This window comes from Chryseobacterium sp. X308 (assembly GCF_020733145.1).
Lineage (GTDB): Bacteria > Bacteroidota > Bacteroidia > Flavobacteriales > Weeksellaceae > Chryseobacterium > Chryseobacterium cupriresistens.
In genome coordinates, this window is sequence record NZ_JAJFZH010000008.1 from 100,777 (window position 1) to 116,123 (window position 15,347).

The 15,347-nt window shown below is 38.5% G+C and carries 11 protein-coding genes and 1 riboswitch; of the genes, 3 read left to right on the top strand and 8 right to left on the bottom strand.

Going from position 1 to position 15,347, the window contains the following annotated elements:
* Positions 1-132 precede the first annotated feature (132 nt).
* Both LIV57_RS11130 and LIV57_RS11135 read left to right on the top strand, forming a co-directional pair.
* Entirely contained in the window at positions 133-2,256 is a 2,124-nt protein-coding gene (locus LIV57_RS11130; RefSeq protein ID WP_227942633.1) for an outer membrane beta-barrel family protein, read from the top strand.
* Between the two features lie 31 nt (positions 2,257-2,287).
* A complete protein-coding gene (locus LIV57_RS11135; RefSeq protein ID WP_227942634.1) occupies positions 2,288-3,127 on the top strand; it encodes a DUF5694 domain-containing protein in 840 nt (279 codons plus the stop codon).
* Between the two features lie 57 nt (positions 3,128-3,184).
* On the opposite strand, the gene LIV57_RS11140 is transcribed toward LIV57_RS11135, so the two are convergent.
* The gene (locus LIV57_RS11140; RefSeq protein WP_227942635.1) at positions 3,185-5,929 is read right to left on the bottom strand and encodes a TonB-dependent receptor plug domain-containing protein; all 2,745 of its coding nucleotides are present in this window, start codon (positions 5,927-5,929) and stop codon (positions 3,185-3,187) included.
* A 296-nt stretch (positions 5,930-6,225) separates the two neighbouring features.
* A riboswitch (SAM-I-IV-variant riboswitch) is annotated at positions 6,226-6,323 on the bottom strand.
* A gap of 117 nt (positions 6,324-6,440) precedes the next feature.
* Here LIV57_RS11140 and LIV57_RS11145 point away from each other — a divergent pair.
* Complete coding sequence (locus LIV57_RS11145) at positions 6,441-8,666, top strand: outer membrane beta-barrel protein (RefSeq protein ID WP_227942636.1); 2,226 nt, start codon at positions 6,441-6,443, stop codon at positions 8,664-8,666.
* Between the two features lie 195 nt (positions 8,667-8,861).
* On the opposite strand, the gene LIV57_RS11150 is transcribed toward LIV57_RS11145, so the two are convergent.
* From LIV57_RS11150 to thiC, 7 genes are all read right to left on the bottom strand, one after another.
* On the bottom strand, positions 8,862-9,578 hold the full coding sequence (locus LIV57_RS11150; RefSeq protein WP_227942637.1) for a HesA/MoeB/ThiF family protein: 717 nt from the start codon (positions 9,576-9,578) through the stop codon (positions 8,862-8,864).
* A 130-nt stretch (positions 9,579-9,708) separates the two neighbouring features.
* On the bottom strand, positions 9,709-10,827 hold the full coding sequence (gene thiH / locus LIV57_RS11155) for a 2-iminoacetate synthase ThiH (RefSeq protein ID WP_227942638.1): 1,119 nt from the start codon (positions 10,825-10,827) through the stop codon (positions 9,709-9,711).
* 8 nt (positions 10,828-10,835) lie between these two features.
* Positions 10,836-11,612 carry a thiazole synthase gene (locus tag LIV57_RS11160; protein WP_227942639.1) on the bottom strand — a complete coding sequence of 259 codons (777 nt, stop codon included), beginning with the start codon at positions 11,610-11,612 and terminating at the stop codon, positions 10,836-10,838.
* The gene (locus tag LIV57_RS11165) at positions 11,609-12,223 is read right to left on the bottom strand and encodes a thiamine phosphate synthase (protein WP_227942640.1); all 615 of its coding nucleotides are present in this window, start codon (positions 12,221-12,223) and stop codon (positions 11,609-11,611) included. Before LIV57_RS11165 ends, LIV57_RS11160 begins: the two co-directional genes overlap by 4 nt.
* A gap of 4 nt (positions 12,224-12,227) precedes the next feature.
* Positions 12,228-12,965, bottom strand: coding sequence for a hydroxymethylpyrimidine/phosphomethylpyrimidine kinase (locus LIV57_RS11170; protein WP_227942641.1), 738 nt, complete (start codon positions 12,963-12,965; stop codon positions 12,228-12,230).
* On the bottom strand, positions 12,941-13,528 hold the full coding sequence (locus LIV57_RS11175) for a thiamine phosphate synthase (protein ID WP_227942642.1): 588 nt from the start codon (positions 13,526-13,528) through the stop codon (positions 12,941-12,943). The genes LIV57_RS11170 and LIV57_RS11175 overlap by 25 nt, the downstream gene beginning before the upstream one ends.
* The gene (gene thiC / locus LIV57_RS11180) at positions 13,525-15,336 is read right to left on the bottom strand and encodes a phosphomethylpyrimidine synthase ThiC (protein ID WP_227942643.1); all 1,812 of its coding nucleotides are present in this window, start codon (positions 15,334-15,336) and stop codon (positions 13,525-13,527) included. The genes LIV57_RS11175 and thiC overlap by 4 nt, the downstream gene beginning before the upstream one ends.
* Positions 15,337-15,347 lie beyond the last annotated feature (11 nt).

The following is a 15,347-nucleotide window of genomic DNA, read 5'->3' on the forward strand; positions in this document are numbered from 1 at the left end:
TTTTTTCCGACGAAACTTTTTTGACATGAATAATTGTCTTCTTCATCTAAATGCTGTTTTCTCATAGAACCTCTTCCGGTACTTTTGTCAGAGAAATGTAATATAAATATCATTCAATCTGTCTTTTATAATATGGAAAAACACATTGTATTTATAGCCACCCTGATTTATTCTTTTTCAGCAGCACAAACCAAAGACACCGCCAATGTCAACAAAATAGAAGCGGTTATGGTGAATGGTAAAAAGGTCCTGGTAGAGCGTAAAGTGGATCGTCTTGTTTACAATGTTCAGAACTCTATGCTTTCACAGGGAAGTTCAGGCACTGAAGTTTTGGCTGGTACACCTTTACTGCAGGTAGATGAAAATAAAGGGCTGCTTTCCATAGCAGGGAAAAATGGAGTCTCTGTAATGGTCAATGACCGGATGCTGAATCTTTCCGGATCTGAGTTGATTAACTACCTTCGAAACCTTCGTTCGGAAAACATATTGAAAGTTGAAGTAATCACCACTCCTCCTGCCAAATACGAAGCTCAGGGAAACAGCGGGATAATCAATATTGTTCTTAAAAAAAATCAAAATCCTGGATGGAGCGGCTACCTGACCACGAATTATACCCAAAAGACTTATGCAGCATTCAGCACAGTAGCAGGAGTAAACTATCATAATGAAAAAGTGAAAGCATCTATCAAGCTTCAGGGTTATGACGGAGATAAAAGATCAGTGGAAAATTATAAAATTACCGGGCAAAGCTCTTCTGTAAGCAGGGACGAAAGAAGGGATATGAATGACGGAATAGGATTAAACGCTAGTTTTGATTATTCCCTTTCTAAAAATTCCAATATCGGACTGGTATATGATATTTCGAAAGGACATTCCAATATGGATATCAATTCAAAACAACATTACTTTACCGGGACCACTCCTACTTTGCAAACAGACACAGATTCAAAGCACCGTTCTTCATTTACTTCACAGATGCTTAATTTATATTTTGATCAGAAATTTGGGGAACATAAGCTAAGCATAGGTGCTAATTATTATGGAAATCTGCCCGATACAGAGGTAAATTTTACCACAAGAAATGTCGCTAACAACTCAACACAGATCGTAAAAAATCTTTCTTCAGTAGATTATAAGATCTATTCGGGGCAGGCAGATTTATCTTTAAATTTCAAAAAAATACAGTTGGAAACCGGAGCAAAATACAGTCAGTTTTCCAATAATTCTGACATCGGATATTTTAATTTTATCAATGGAAATTACACCATAGACCCTGCAAAAAGCAATCTTTTTGATTATAATGAAAAAAATTATGCCGCTTATATCAGCGTCAGTAAAGATCTTGGCGAAAAATGGTCTGTGAAAGCAGGAATCCGTTATGAATATTCACAATCCAGCGGTTTCTCTCCTTCTACACAGGCAAAATCTGAGAATAATTACGGTAAATTCTTCCCTACGGCCTATCTTTCTTATAAAGCCAATCAGGATAATCAGTTCAGTATCAATTATTCCCGAAGAATCAACCGCCCCTATTTCCGGGCTTTGGATCCGTTCCGATGGTATTCCAATCCGAACACGTATTATTCAGGGAACCCAAGCCTGCAGCCCTCTTTTAATCATAATATAGAACTTAACTATATGTTTAAAAGTAAGTTTTCGGCCAATCTTTACTACCAGAGAACAACAAATAACTTTGACCAGATCACATTCCTGACCGGGACTAACCTCGTTAGTACATTCGAGAATTACTATAATCAGGATAATTACGGGATCAATCTGAATTACACTGATACTTTCTTTAAAATCTGGGAAAGTAATATTTCAACTTCGTTCAGTTATAATGAGACTCAGATTACAAGGTTCAATCTGGTTCCTAAAAACGGACAATCGTTTTATTATTCCCTCAATAATACATTCCAGCTGAATAAAGCTAAAACGTTCATGCTATTTGTCAACTACTGGCATAATCTTCCTTCCCGTGACGGATACACCGCTGTAAGGAACAGAGCAAGTCTTGACGCCGGAATAAAGATGAGCTTTGTGGAAAAAGCACTCCAGGTTAACCTTTCGGTGAGTGATATTTTTAAGCAGTCCGGATATAAGGGAGATATGTATTTTACAGATAATACACAGTCATTCAACAACTATTGGGATGCCCGAAGAATGACACTCAGCGTTACCTATAATTGGGGGAACCAGAAAATCAAATCCAATAACAGAGCGGTGAATTTCGAAGAGAAAAACCGTGCACAATAATAATGTAACAGTAATTTAAAAAAATAAACTCATGAAAACCTTTCTTTATATTTTTCTTGTATGCCTTTCTACATCAGTATTCGCTCAAAAAATGCCTTCAGATTATTTTAAAAATCCAAAGACGAAAGTTTTGGTGGTAGGCTCCTTTCATTTTGATTATCCAAATCTGGATGCCCATAAAACCAATAAAGAAGATCAGGTAGATGTACTTTCTCCCAAAACAGCAAAAGAAGTCACAGAACTGGTAGAATATATCAAAAGATTTAAGCCGACAAAGATTGCAATTGAGGCCTGGCCGGGCTGGAATGCCAATCAAAAGCTGAAGGAATACAGCGAAGGCAAACACCGTGACAAAAGAGATGAGCGTTATCAGCTTGCTATGAGAATAGCCAGTGAACTCAAAATAAACGAATTGTTCAGCATTGACGCAGAATCTATTCTGGATGACCTTGAAAAACATTTTGGGAAAACTGATTTTGCATTTTTTAAAAACCTCAGCAAGGATTATGATTTCAGAAGTGATGACCCGATCTCCCAACAGTTTATTGCCTTCTACAAGAGTTCTGAGCCTAAAAATTTTAAATCTCTTCTGGACACTTTTACTTATATGAATTCCAAAGAAAGCCATCAGTACGGATACGGGGCTTATCTTAGCGGTGACTTTAAACTAAGAGAATATGACGGCGCCGATATGCTCGCTCTTTACTGGTACAGCAGAAACCTGAGAATGTTCCGCAATATTCAAAACATTCCTCACAACGATGAAGACAGAATTCTTGTGATTGCAGGAAATGGACATGCGGCAGTATTAAGACAACTTTTTACCTCTTCCGCAGAATATGAATTCATTGAATTTTCTTCACTGAAATAAATAAAAAGACAGAGATTGAGCCTCTGTCTTTTTTTAATCAAAACGTCAGTCTTGATATTAGAAGCTGAATTCAATTCTTGCAAACAAGAACCTTCCGCCTATACCGTACTGGGAAACCTGTCTGGAATACACAAACTGGTTATCAGCCGTTAACGAGCTTATTGCAGGGCTTTTAGAAGGCAAAATATTAAAGATATTATTACTTCCTACAGTTGCTGAAATATTTTTATTAAAATTATACCCTACTGACAGGTCTGTTATCACGCGGCGGTTAAGGACGAAATGCTCTGTACTTCCTGTTACACCATCAAAGTTAGCATCCACAACATCTGCATCGGTCACTTTACCAAAGAAAGAATTACGCAGTACGAAAGTAAAGCCGGAAACTCTTACCGTATTGCCCAATGTAGCTTTTACACGGGGTACAGCTTCTTCAAAATAGATTCTGTTCGGTTCTGAGAAATAATTATTGATCTGACTTACCAATTTAGGAGAAGCGTGGATATCCCCGATTCTTTTAGTCTGATTAAAATTGATTCCCAGATTATTCTCCAGGGAAATTCCGGATGAGATTTTTGAGTTCTGGGAAATGGTGATATCCAACCCTTTTGTCTGAGAATCTACTGCATTGGCAAAAAAGTTGGCAGCGCTGGCTCTGGCAAGATCAAAAGCATCCTGTAGAACGGCCTGATCCGAGCCAGGAGTAAAATTACCATCAGGGCGATAGAAGAGATCGGTCAGTACGGCTCTGTCTTTAATCTTTATTAAATAAGCATCCGCTGTGAAAGTAAGGCTTAATGCCGGAATCTTCCAGGTAATTCCTGTGCTGTAGGATTGTGAGGTTTCCTGTTTTAATTTTGGAATACCCAATGCCTGTGCAGCCTCAGAATTATTTCTGAAAGTACCTACCTGTGTTGTCTTTCCCTGCTGAATCAGCGTAGAGGTAGAACTGTAATAGATTTGTGCTAATGAAGGCGCTCTGAACCCAGTAGAAACAGCTCCTCTCCAGTTGAGATTGGAAGCCAGTTTTACATTGGTTGCCACCTTATAATTGAATGTATATCCGAAATCTGAATAATTCTCATACCGTACAGCTCCTTCCAATAACCATCTATCGGTAATTTCCAGTTCTGCATCAGCATAAGTTGCAATACTGTTTCTGTTTCCGGAAACTGCATTTTCAGGACTGAAGCCAGGGAAAACCTGAGCTCCTGCGGGTCTTACACTTCCAAAAAAATCGGTTACTTTTTCATTTTCAGGGGTTTTGGCTGTTACTACCCGGCCATAGATGTCGTAGGAAGCATAAGAGTTTTCCTTTCCTGCATTTACTTTATAATTTTCATGCCGGTATTCACCACCAAACGCAATGTTCAACCCTTTCAGAACATCATATTTCTTAGAGAAATCAAGGTTGACAGTATTTTGTGAGAATTCAGATCCTCCGGCATCAAAAGTTCTTGGAGAACTATCTGTAAGTGATGCATTAAAAGTATTGACAACACCAAAACCGAAAACATTTTTCCCGAATGTGTTACTGAAATCCACATTCCAGCCATCCCATTTTCCTTTAATTCCGGCAGCAAGGGAATAATCATTTACAGAGGCTTCAATCTGAGGCAGATATCCGTTGGGAGTAACTCCATTAATATTCCTTTCATTGTTCGGAAGTCTGTAAAATCCTCCTGCATTTCCAAGACGGTAGCTGTAGCCACCAAATGAATAAACCTTCCATTCGTCATTCACAGGAATTTCAGAGTTGAAGAAGAGCTGTCCGGACTGTAGTTTAGACTGCCCGGCTCTCAAACTGAAATCTTTTCTCTCCAATCCTCTGTAATTAAGCTCCTCAGAGGTAAAATCTTTACCCAATACTTTTTGAAGTTCAGAAATGCTGTTTGCCCCGGAAATCTGAGATTGAAAATCAGGTGCAAAATATCCAACCTTAGTCGCATACTGTTTAATGGTATTGATGATTTGCTGAGTATTGGAAGTATTGGTAATATTTTTATAGAGCCCGTCAATATTCACTCCATCCTGTAATGCCCGGTAATTAATGGCATTATAGGCGTTGAAAATATCTCCTTCCCTGACTCCAGCTCTGGAATAAGGATCACGGTATTGCGCAGAACCTGTAATGTTAAAAAATCCGGATTTCCCTATTTTAGCACCATAATTAAGGTCTACAGAAACAGTCTGTCCGTCTACCCCTCCGGAGAAATTATTGGCAACAGGTGAAGCATATCCACCTAAAAATACCTGTCCGGAAAGTCCCAGCCTTTTTTTCAGTCCCAGGTTTATCACTCCCGCAATAGCATCAGAGCCATACTGGGCAGAAGCTCCATCCCTTAAAACCTCTATTTTTTCCAATGCAAAAGCAGGAATAGCATTAAGGTCGGTTCCCACAGAACCTCTTCCCGGTGTAAGGGTAACATTAATCAGTGAAGACTGATATCTTCTTTTTCCATTGAGTAATACCAAAACCTGATCCGGTCCTAACCCTCTCAACAGTGCCGGATCCACAAAATCAGTTCCGTCATTTACAGTATGTGATGTAGATGAAAATGAAGGTACGATATAGTTTAAAGCCTGGCTGATATTATTCGTCGGGCTCTGTTTTAAAATTTTAGATATATTAATGATGTCCACCGGAACAGGAGTATCGGTCAAAGATCTTCCGGAACCCCTGGACCCAAGGATGACTACATCTTCTATTTTCTTCGATTGTAAAGTGTCCGTCTGTGCGTAATAAAATGAAGAAATAAGCACGATAGAAGGAATAAAAATTCTTTTTTTGAAATTATGCATGTTTGTTGTGTACTTTTTTGTTAATGAAATTTGTTTTTTAAGCAATACAGATCCTGTAGCCCTAAATTGTAAGGTTACCATAGAATTCGAAATGTTTGTATTATTTTTTAGAAATAGAAAAGGCTAGAAGCAACAACACATGCGCATGTAGAAATGGCATGAGAACATATCAGAGTAATGAAGGCTCACTTCATGATCTGAAGAATAAAAAATTACTGATGGAATGTGATTTCCCTTGTCTTTAAACATTTGATTTTAACTTTAAAACAAAAATTCAAGATGGGAGTAATGATAGAATGATAAACATTTTTTCCGGAAGATCCGGCTTATCGATTGCAGCACCTTGCTTGTTTTTGCAGGTTGCTATCCCATCTAGAGATTCTTGATAATTACCTGGCAAAGATATAATTATTTCCGAAATAAAAAAAATTTAGCCTAAATTTTCGATTTTCAACATTTTAGCGTAACAAATTATCTTTTTCAGCGTCTAACCGGATAACAGTAAAACATTATGAAAAAAACAATTTTCGCTTTATCCTTACTAAGCTCTGTTTTTGTTTTTTCACAAGAAAAAAATAATAAACCACAGGAAAAACAAATTGAAGGCGTAGTCATTACCAAAACTAAAAAAGCCGTTGAACAAAAAGCAGACCGTACTATTTTTGACTTTTCTGAGCAGCCTCAGCTGAATAACGGAAACGTTCTGGAAGGAATTAAAAAACTTCCAGGACTTGTATCTACCGATATTGCCGGGATGATGTATCAGGGAAAAATGCTGGAAGTATATCTTAACGGAAGACCTCTGAACATCACTTCCAATGAACTGAACTCTTTCCTGGAGGGAATGCCGGCTAATTCCGTAGAGAGAATTGAAGTGATCACCCAGCCAGGTGCTGAGTTTCCGGCAACTTCCGGAGGTGCCATCATGAATATCATCACCAACAAAAATGCAAATAAATATTTAACCGCTACGTATTCAGGGAATTATTCTTTTACAAATTATGACCAATACAGAAGCAGAACGACTAATTCTGTTAATTTAAATGCAAGAAATAAATATTTCGGATGGCAGCTGAATGTTGGGCAGAATTACCGTGAAAGTATGCTGAATGGCCAGCAGGATGAGCTTCTAACAAGCCATACCGATAGATACGCACGCGGATATTTTGCAAAATCCGGATTAACTTTTGATCTGGGACAGGACAGGTTATTATTGAACTACGATATTTATCACAATAATAATGACAACTATACTTTAAGTGACGGGCATGGAGATTTACCGTTCAAGAGAAACCCGAAAGATTTACAAGAAGCTTTTTATACTTCTTCTGACGTTGCCCATACCAATAATTTGAGACAGGAAGCGGTTGTAACCTATCAGAAACGTTTTGCTGACAAATCTCAAAAACTGGATTTCCAGTTTGGGTATACGAGATCAGACAGCAAATTTTCTCAGGATAATTACTTTCAGGATGGGACATTTCTAGCTTATCCCAATGAACCTCTTGATAGCCCTACCAATGGATTAAAGGATATTCTGAATAATAAATCCGTGATGAATATTGCCAACTTTAAAGTAGATTACGCACAGCCAATCAAGCTTCTTGACGGTGGAAAGGTAAGTTTTGGAGGATTGTATGAAAGACAGGATTATGATACAGAAAGTTTTGGACTGACCAATCTGGAATATCAGAGACAGACTGCTTCAACGTATTTAGAGTTTCAGGCTAAACTGAAAAAATTTGATTTTACATTGGGTTCCCGTGCTGAAAACTATGATATTTCCGGGGTAACAAGATATTTTGATAAAGATGCAAAACTGGTAGAGGCTAATTTAATTCCCTTCAATAAATTTAAATTTTTCCCGAACGCAAGTGTACAGTATAACATGATGAATCAGGTTTATATTGCCGCGAATTACAACAGAAAAATCAGTCTGCCAAGTATTTCTGCCCTGAACCCGAATAACGTAACATTCTCGGGACCTAGTACAGAAGTAAATGGTAACCCGAATCTACAGCCTACTATTTTTGATAATTATGAATTGAAAATATCAGCTTTTGATTATGCGTTTATCGGGTATAGCGTAAGCTCGGCAAGCAATCAGGTAGCACAGATCATCCGAAAAGACGGAAGAAAACTCTTCAATGAGCAGGTGAATATTTCCAATATGAAAATTCACAATTTCAATGTGGGATTACCGGTTCCTTTTATGATTTTCAGTAAGCCTTTGAGTGAAATCATGAAATTTAATTTCAATCCGGATAAAATAAACTTCATGTATTTATATGCAGGATATCAGAAGCATGAAATTGATAATCTGAACAATAAAGGGTTCTGGATTTTCAATATCATGACGCAGATTATTTTGCCTAAAGACATCAAACTTACTGCGAATTACAGCTATCTGACTCCAAAGGCAGGATATTTTTACTTCACGGCAGAGAAACCATTCAACAACTCGTTTGATATTACGTTGACGAAGAAGTTTATGAACAACCGTCTGACACTTTCTGTTTTTGCAAACGATATTTTCAACGGACAGGTGATGCAGGTACGTTCTAATCCGCCATCTGGAAATCCGGTGATGATCTACAGCAAATACGACACAAGAAATTTCGGACTTTCCATTAATTATAAAATTCCGACGAGAAATAAATTGGCGAAAGAAGATCCGAATATCCTTAACCAGACCAAAAAAGAAGATACCGGAGGTGTAATGCAGCAGGCACAATAATTCTTCTTTATAATAGATAAATAAAAACAGGTGGTAAAAATGATTATCACCTGTTTTTTTATATAAATTTTGGATAACGCCAATGGATCGTTTTATACACGTAAGACGGGCTAAAGCCCGCCCCTATTGATATGTATTGCTAATAAAATGGTGTTATTTGTGAAAACATTTGTGACATTAGTGTTTACATTTACATCAGAAATCTACCGTCTGAAATCTCCAGCTCAGTGTGTCTACCAATGTCAGCTGATTCAAACTTACCGGAAGATCTGTTATGATTTTTAAGGTCTGAAGTGCCATCATACTTCCTATCATTCCGGGGAGAGCACCCAATACACCAAGGCTGTCACAATCCGGAAGATCTTCATCAAAGGGCGGTTCTGGGAAAATATCTCTTAAGTTTTTACTTCCGTTATGATTAAACACAGCAACTTGTCCTGAGAATCCTAAGATACTTCCGTAAACCAGAGTTTTTTGTAATTGCACACAGGTGTCATTCACCAGGTATCTTGTTGAAAAATTGTCTGAACCATCAATAATAATATCATATTGAGCAAGGGTTTCTTCAGCATTATCATTACTGATTTTTTCTTCAATTCCTATGAATGTAACCTGATGATTGAGTTCTTTTACAAAGGTTTCAGCACTTTTCACTTTGGATAATCCCACTCTGTTTTCGGTATGGACGATCTGCCGGTTCAGATTATGAAGTTCAACCTCATCAAAATCTGCAACACCTAAAGTTCCTACTCCTGCTGCGGCCAGATATTGTATAATTGGACTTCCCAAACCTCCTGCTCCTATGACAAGAACTTTAGATGACCTTATTTTCTTTTGTCCTTCCAATCCAATCTCATCAATAAATATCTGCCGGCTATACCGTGAAAAATAATCTTCTTTCATAATTATCATTGAACCATTAAGATCCTTTAAGCTTTTAAGAATAGTTAAGTTGAGCTTCGCTTGAAAAAGCTGTCTTAAAAATCTTAGATTCTTCTTAATTCAACTTCATCTCTTCAAAATCCTTAATGGTTTTAAAATTTTAAAATCCACTGTAAACAGAATCCCAGTCTTTCATCACAGGATCATAGCCTGCTTTTTTGATCATTGTTTTAATCTCTTCCATACTTCGTTCGTCGCTGGTTTCAAACTGTTCTAAAGATTCTTTATCCACTGCATAACCACCAGGATTTGTTTTTGAACCCGCACTCATAGCAGTTGCTCCCAGAGAGACAATATTATTTCTGAAGACTTCATTTTCTCTGGTAGAAATGGAAATCTCAAGGTCTTCATTCCAGATTCTGTAAGCACAGATCAGCTGAAGCAGATCTTTGTCTTCCATGATAAAATTGGGTTCAATAATTCCTTCAGCAGGTCTGAGCCTTGGAAAGGAAACAGAAAACTTACTTTTCCAGTACTGTTTTTGAAGATAATCGATGTGTAAGGCATTGAAAAAGCTGTCTACTCTCCAATCTTCAAGCCCAAGCAGGACTCCCAGCCCTATTTTATGAATTCCTGCTCTTCCTATCCTGTCAGGAGTTTCCAGGCGAAAATGGAAGTTGGATTTTTTACCTTTCGGATGATACTCCCTGTAAACATCCTGATGATAGGTTTCCTGATAGACCAATACGGAATGTACCCCTTCTTCATGAAGCAGTTTGTATTCATCTTCCATTAAAGGCTGAACTTCGATGGAAATATTGGAAAAATGTGGCTTTAACTTACGTACAGCATTCTGAAAGTAAGGAACTCCCACTATTTTATTGGCTTCACCACTTACCAGCAATACATGGTTTACTCCCATTGATTTCAGGACTGATGCTTCAATCATCAACTCCATATCAGAAAGGGTCTTCCTTTTCAGATTGTTATCAAGACTGAATCCGCAGTAGGTACAGATATTCTGGCATTCATTGCTGAGATACAGTGGTGCATACAACTGAATGGTTTTTCCGAAACGTTTCTGGGTAAGTGCCCTCGTCATCACTGCCATCATTTCGAGTTCCTGAGAAGCGGCTGGCGACAGAAGATTAAGGAAATCATCAATCGTTTTGTTTTTCTTCTGAAGACTGTATCTTACATCGGCCAGACTTACATTTTCAAGCTTATTCTTTACCTCATCCCACTGGTAGTTTTCAAAAACATCTTTAAAGCTTTTCATAATCCTGATTATTCAAATAAAAACGAAGTCAGCGGACTTGAAGCTTCAGCATGACTTGAAATGGCTCCCAACCCTGATTCAAAAGCTCTTCTTCCGGCAATGACACCTTCTTTAAAAGCAACAGCCATATTCAACGGATTTCTCGCTACAGCAATGGCAGTATTCACCAAAACGGCATCTGCTCCCATTTCCATTGCTTTTGCGGCATCTGAAGGTGCCCCGATTCCGGCATCTACCACTACAGGAACGTTGCTCTGGCTGATGATTATTTCAAGAAAATCCTGTGTTTTTAATCCTTTATTCGTTCCAATAGGGGCACCCAAAGGCATTACGACAGCTGTTCCGGCGTCTTCAAGACGTTTGCACAAAACAGGATCAGCATGAATGTAAGGCATTACCACAAATCCAAGTTTGGCTAATTCTTCAGTGGCATATAAGGTTTCAATGGGGTCCGGCAGTAAATATTTCGGATCGGGATGAATTTCCAGTTTTACCCAGTTGGTTTCCAGAGCTTCTCTGGCTAATTGAGCAGCCAATACGGCTTCTTTAGCGGTTCTGGCTCCGGAAGTATTAGGCAGAAGATGAACATGGGTTTCTTTTAATGAGTCAAGCAGATCATCTTCATTGGATTGGGCATCAATCCTTTTCAGCGCCATTGTCACCATATTGGTTTCAGATGCCATGACAGATTGCGCCATATCTCTCATACTTCCGAATTTTCCTGTTCCTAAAAACAGTCTTGATTCAAAAATTCTTCCTGCTATTTCTAATTTCTGATTGTTCATATCATTACTTTTTTTAATTCGTTAATAATCCCGGGCTGCCTGGTAATAATCCCGGAAACAGCAACTCCATAAATCCCGATTTCCTGTAGCGGTAAAATATCTTCAGGATTAACGCTCCCGATAGCAAATATTTTAGGGATCTCTATTGATTTATCCTTTAACCCGTCAATGATATTTTGGTAGCCTTCAAATCCAAGGACAGGACTTAACTTTTCTTTCGTTGTGGTAAATCTCAATGGTCCCAAACCAACATAATCACACGATTCTTTGATTCTCCTGATCACATCTGAAAGGGTATTGGCTGTCCCACCAATAATTTTGCTTTCTCCCAGAACCTGTCTTGCGGCTTCAACAGAGCTATCACTCAATCCTAAATGTACTCCATCAGCATCTATTTCTTTAGCGATCTGTACATGGTCATTGATGATACAAACCGACTGATATGCTGAGCAAAGCTGTTTTGAGATTTCGCAAAGACTGATTAATTCATTTTCAGGCGCATTTTTCCATCGAACCTGTACCCATTTGATTCCATTATCCAAAGCGTTACGGATATGCTGTTCCTGCTCCTGTATTGTATTTCCTTGTGATATGTATTGTAATTTTTCCATGTTTCTATGAATGCGTTCCCAATAAAGAGGAATTGCTTTTTAAAAATTTTTCGATGTATAATTTCCCGTTCCGACAGGCCGTTTCCATATTTTTCCCTTTCGCAAGTTCTGCTGTAATGGCTGAGGATAAAACACAGCCGGAACCATGCTTGGGAAAACATACCGTATTGTCTTCGTTTGGAAATAAAAAAATTTCTTTTTCGTTTTCAACTAAAACATCCGTTCCCAAATGATCTTCTCTATGCCCTCCTTTGATCAGCACTGCACATTGACGGGTATCCGGTAAAAGATTATTTGCCTTTAAAACACTGTATTCATTATAATTCGGAGTTATTAAACTGAGCTTATTAATGATATTTTTTAATTGAGGAAGTGTGTCAAGATTAAAAAAAGTGAATTCGGAAGTGCTTTTCAGAACAGGATCCCAAACGATTTTCACTTCAGAATTATTCTTTTGAACTGTTTCCACAATCTTACCCAGAAATTCAGCATCCTTCACTATTCCAATTTTCACGGCGGAAACGGAATAGTTTTCCATCAGCACCTGAATGGCTTCAATTATTTCATCTATGGGACGCCATTCCAGGCTTAAGCACTTGGAAGCGGTCTGTAATGTTAATGCCGTACACACTCCCAATCCCATTACTTTTGAATGTTCAAAAGTTTTACTATCTGATAATAAGCCTGCTCCACCACTGGGATCAAAGCCTGCAATGCTTATGACATAAGGACGTTCCTGCATTTTCTGAATACTTTTAAAGGTTCTTCACTTTCCCAGATCGCACCCAATAGGGCTGCTCCATCGATATCTGATTCGAAAACTTCATGAATATTATCTTGATTAATTCCTCCAAGGGCTATCAATTTGACATCCGGATTGTTCCGATGTTTTACTTCTTCTTTAATGGTAGAATCCAATCCATATCCTTTTTTGGAGATACTTGGAAAGAATGGACTTATGAAAGCATATTCCCATACTTTATCCAAAGTATTGTAGGTTGTGATATCGTGCACTGAAGTTGAAATCATATTTTCTTCCGCGAAAGTTTTAAATGCTTCTTCTTTCCGGTCGATTTCCCTGAAATGAAACCTTGAGATCTGATATTCCTTTCCAAGATCGTAATGCGTATGCAGTACAAGCTGTGAGTGAAAAGAGTCATCAATTTGGGTGATAAATCCAATCATTTCATTACGACTGATCCATGGTTTACGGATGTGAAGCAGGTAAAGACCTTCCTGAAACATCTGATTAATACAATCAGTTTCATTCGGAACAATCAATTCAGGAGTGATAACGAGGATCATATATAAATTTCTTTCCCTTTTTCGATGAATTCCTGTGATTTATCCAGCATCCCTTTTTCTGCAGATTCACGGATTTCCTGAGTGATTTTCATCGAACAGAATTTTGGTCCGCACATAGAACAGAAATGGGCAATTTTTGCACCTTCTGCCGGAAGTGTTTCATCATGGTAAGCTCTTGCCGTCTCCGGATCTAATGAAAGATTGAACTGATCCTCCCATCTGAATTCAAATCTTGCTTTACTTAATGCATTATCTCTGTATTGTGCACCAGGATGTCCTTTTGCTAAATCTGCCGCGTGGGCTGCCAGTTTATAAGTGATCACCCCAACTTTTACATCATCTTTATTCGGAAGCCCCAAATGTTCTTTTGGAGTTACATAGCAAAGCATCGCACATCCAAACCATCCGATCATGGCAGCCCCAATCCCTGAAGTAATATGATCATAACCCGGTGCAATATCCGTTGTCAAAGGGCCTAAGGTATAGAATGGAGCTTCATGACATTCTTTCAGCTGTTTATCCATATTTTCTTTGATCATATGCATTGGTACGTGCCCAGGTCCTTCAATCATTACCTGTACATTGTGCTTCCAGGCAATTTTAGTGAGTTCACCTAAAGTTTCCAGTTCTGCAAACTGCGCTGCATCATTGGCATCTGCAATAGATCCCGGACGAAGACCGTCTCCCAGAGAGAAAGCCACGTCGTATTTCTTCATAATTTCACAGATCTCCTCAAAATGGGTATACAGAAAACTTTCTTTATGATGGAATAAACACCATTTTGCCATAATCGATCCTCCTCTGGATACAATTCCGGTTACTCTGTTGGCTGTCAGATGAATATATCTTAGTAAAACTCCTGCGTGGATGGTAAAATAAGAAACTCCCTGTTCAGCCTGTTCAATCAAAGTATCTCTGAAGATTTCCCATGTAAGATCTTCAGGAACACCTTTTACTTTTTCCAATGCCTGATAGATTGGAACGGTACCAATCGGAACCGGACTGTTTCTGATGATCCATTCTCTTGTTTCGTGAATATTTTTACCGGTTGAAAGGTCCATAATAGTATCTGCTCCCCATCGGCAGGCCCATACTGCTTTTTCCACTTCTTCTTCAATACTGGATGAAATGGCACTGTTTCCGATATTCGCATTGATCTTTACCAGGAAATTTCTCCCGATAATCATCGGCTCGCTTTCCGGATGGTTGATGTTATTGGGAATAATAGCTCTTCCGGCAGCAATTTCGTCTCTTACAAATTCCGGGGTGATTTTACTTTTGGGAGTATTGGCTCCAAAACTGTGTCCCGGATGTTGAAAAGCCATTTCTTTAGACACTGATTCCAGCTGTTCTATTCTTTGATTTTCCCGGATCGCCACATATTCCATTTCCGGAGTAATGATTCCCTGTTTGGCATAGTAAAGCTGGGTCAGTTCTTTGCCATCCTTTGCCACTTTGGGTTTATGATCATAAGAAAACCTCAGTTCGTCAAGACGTGGATCCGCCAAACGTGCTTTTCCATATTCAGATGTAATTCCGTCTAAGATATTCACATCATTTCTATCCAGAATCCATTGTTCTCTGATTCTTGGAAGCCCTTTCTGAATGTCAATGACTGCATTTTCATCGGTATAAGGCCCCGAAGTGTCATAAATGGTTACCGGAGCATTATGTTCAAAGCCGCCATTGGTCAGTTTGGTTGGGCTAAGCTGTATTTCACGCATGGCTACATTGATAGGGTGTAATTTTCCTTCAACATAGATTTTCTTTGAGTTCGGAAATGGCGAACATGTAATGGAGTGAGCCATAAGTATTGGTA

Excerpts from the sequence above, each read along its gene's own strand:
- LIV57_RS11170 (WP_227942641.1), bottom strand. The coding sequence starts at position 12,965 with ATGCAGGAACGTCCTTATGTCATAAGCATTGCAGGCTTTGATCCCAGT.
- LIV57_RS11140 (WP_227942635.1), bottom strand. The coding sequence starts at position 5,929 with ATGCATAATTTCAAAAAAAGAATTTTTATTCCTTCTATCGTGCTTATT.
- LIV57_RS11165 (WP_227942640.1), bottom strand. The coding sequence starts at position 12,223 with ATGGAAAAATTACAATACATATCACAAGGAAATACAATACAGGAGCAG.
- LIV57_RS11145 (WP_227942636.1), top strand. The coding sequence starts at position 6,441 with ATGAAAAAAACAATTTTCGCTTTATCCTTACTAAGCTCTGTTTTTGTT.
- LIV57_RS11175 (WP_227942642.1), bottom strand. The coding sequence starts at position 13,528 with ATGATCCTCGTTATCACTCCTGAATTGATTGTTCCGAATGAAACTGAT.
- thiH (WP_227942638.1), bottom strand. The coding sequence starts at position 10,827 with ATGAAAAGCTTTAAAGATGTTTTTGAAAACTACCAGTGGGATGAGGTA.
- thiC (WP_227942643.1), bottom strand. The coding sequence starts at position 15,336 with ATGGCTCACTCCATTACATGTTCGCCATTTCCGAACTCAAAGAAAATC.
- LIV57_RS11135 (WP_227942634.1), top strand. The coding sequence starts at position 2,288 with ATGAAAACCTTTCTTTATATTTTTCTTGTATGCCTTTCTACATCAGTA.
- LIV57_RS11130 (WP_227942633.1), top strand. The coding sequence starts at position 133 with ATGGAAAAACACATTGTATTTATAGCCACCCTGATTTATTCTTTTTCA.
- LIV57_RS11160 (WP_227942639.1), bottom strand. The coding sequence starts at position 11,612 with ATGAACAATCAGAAATTAGAAATAGCAGGAAGAATTTTTGAATCAAGA.
- LIV57_RS11150 (WP_227942637.1), bottom strand. The coding sequence starts at position 9,578 with ATGATAATTATGAAAGAAGATTATTTTTCACGGTATAGCCGGCAGATA.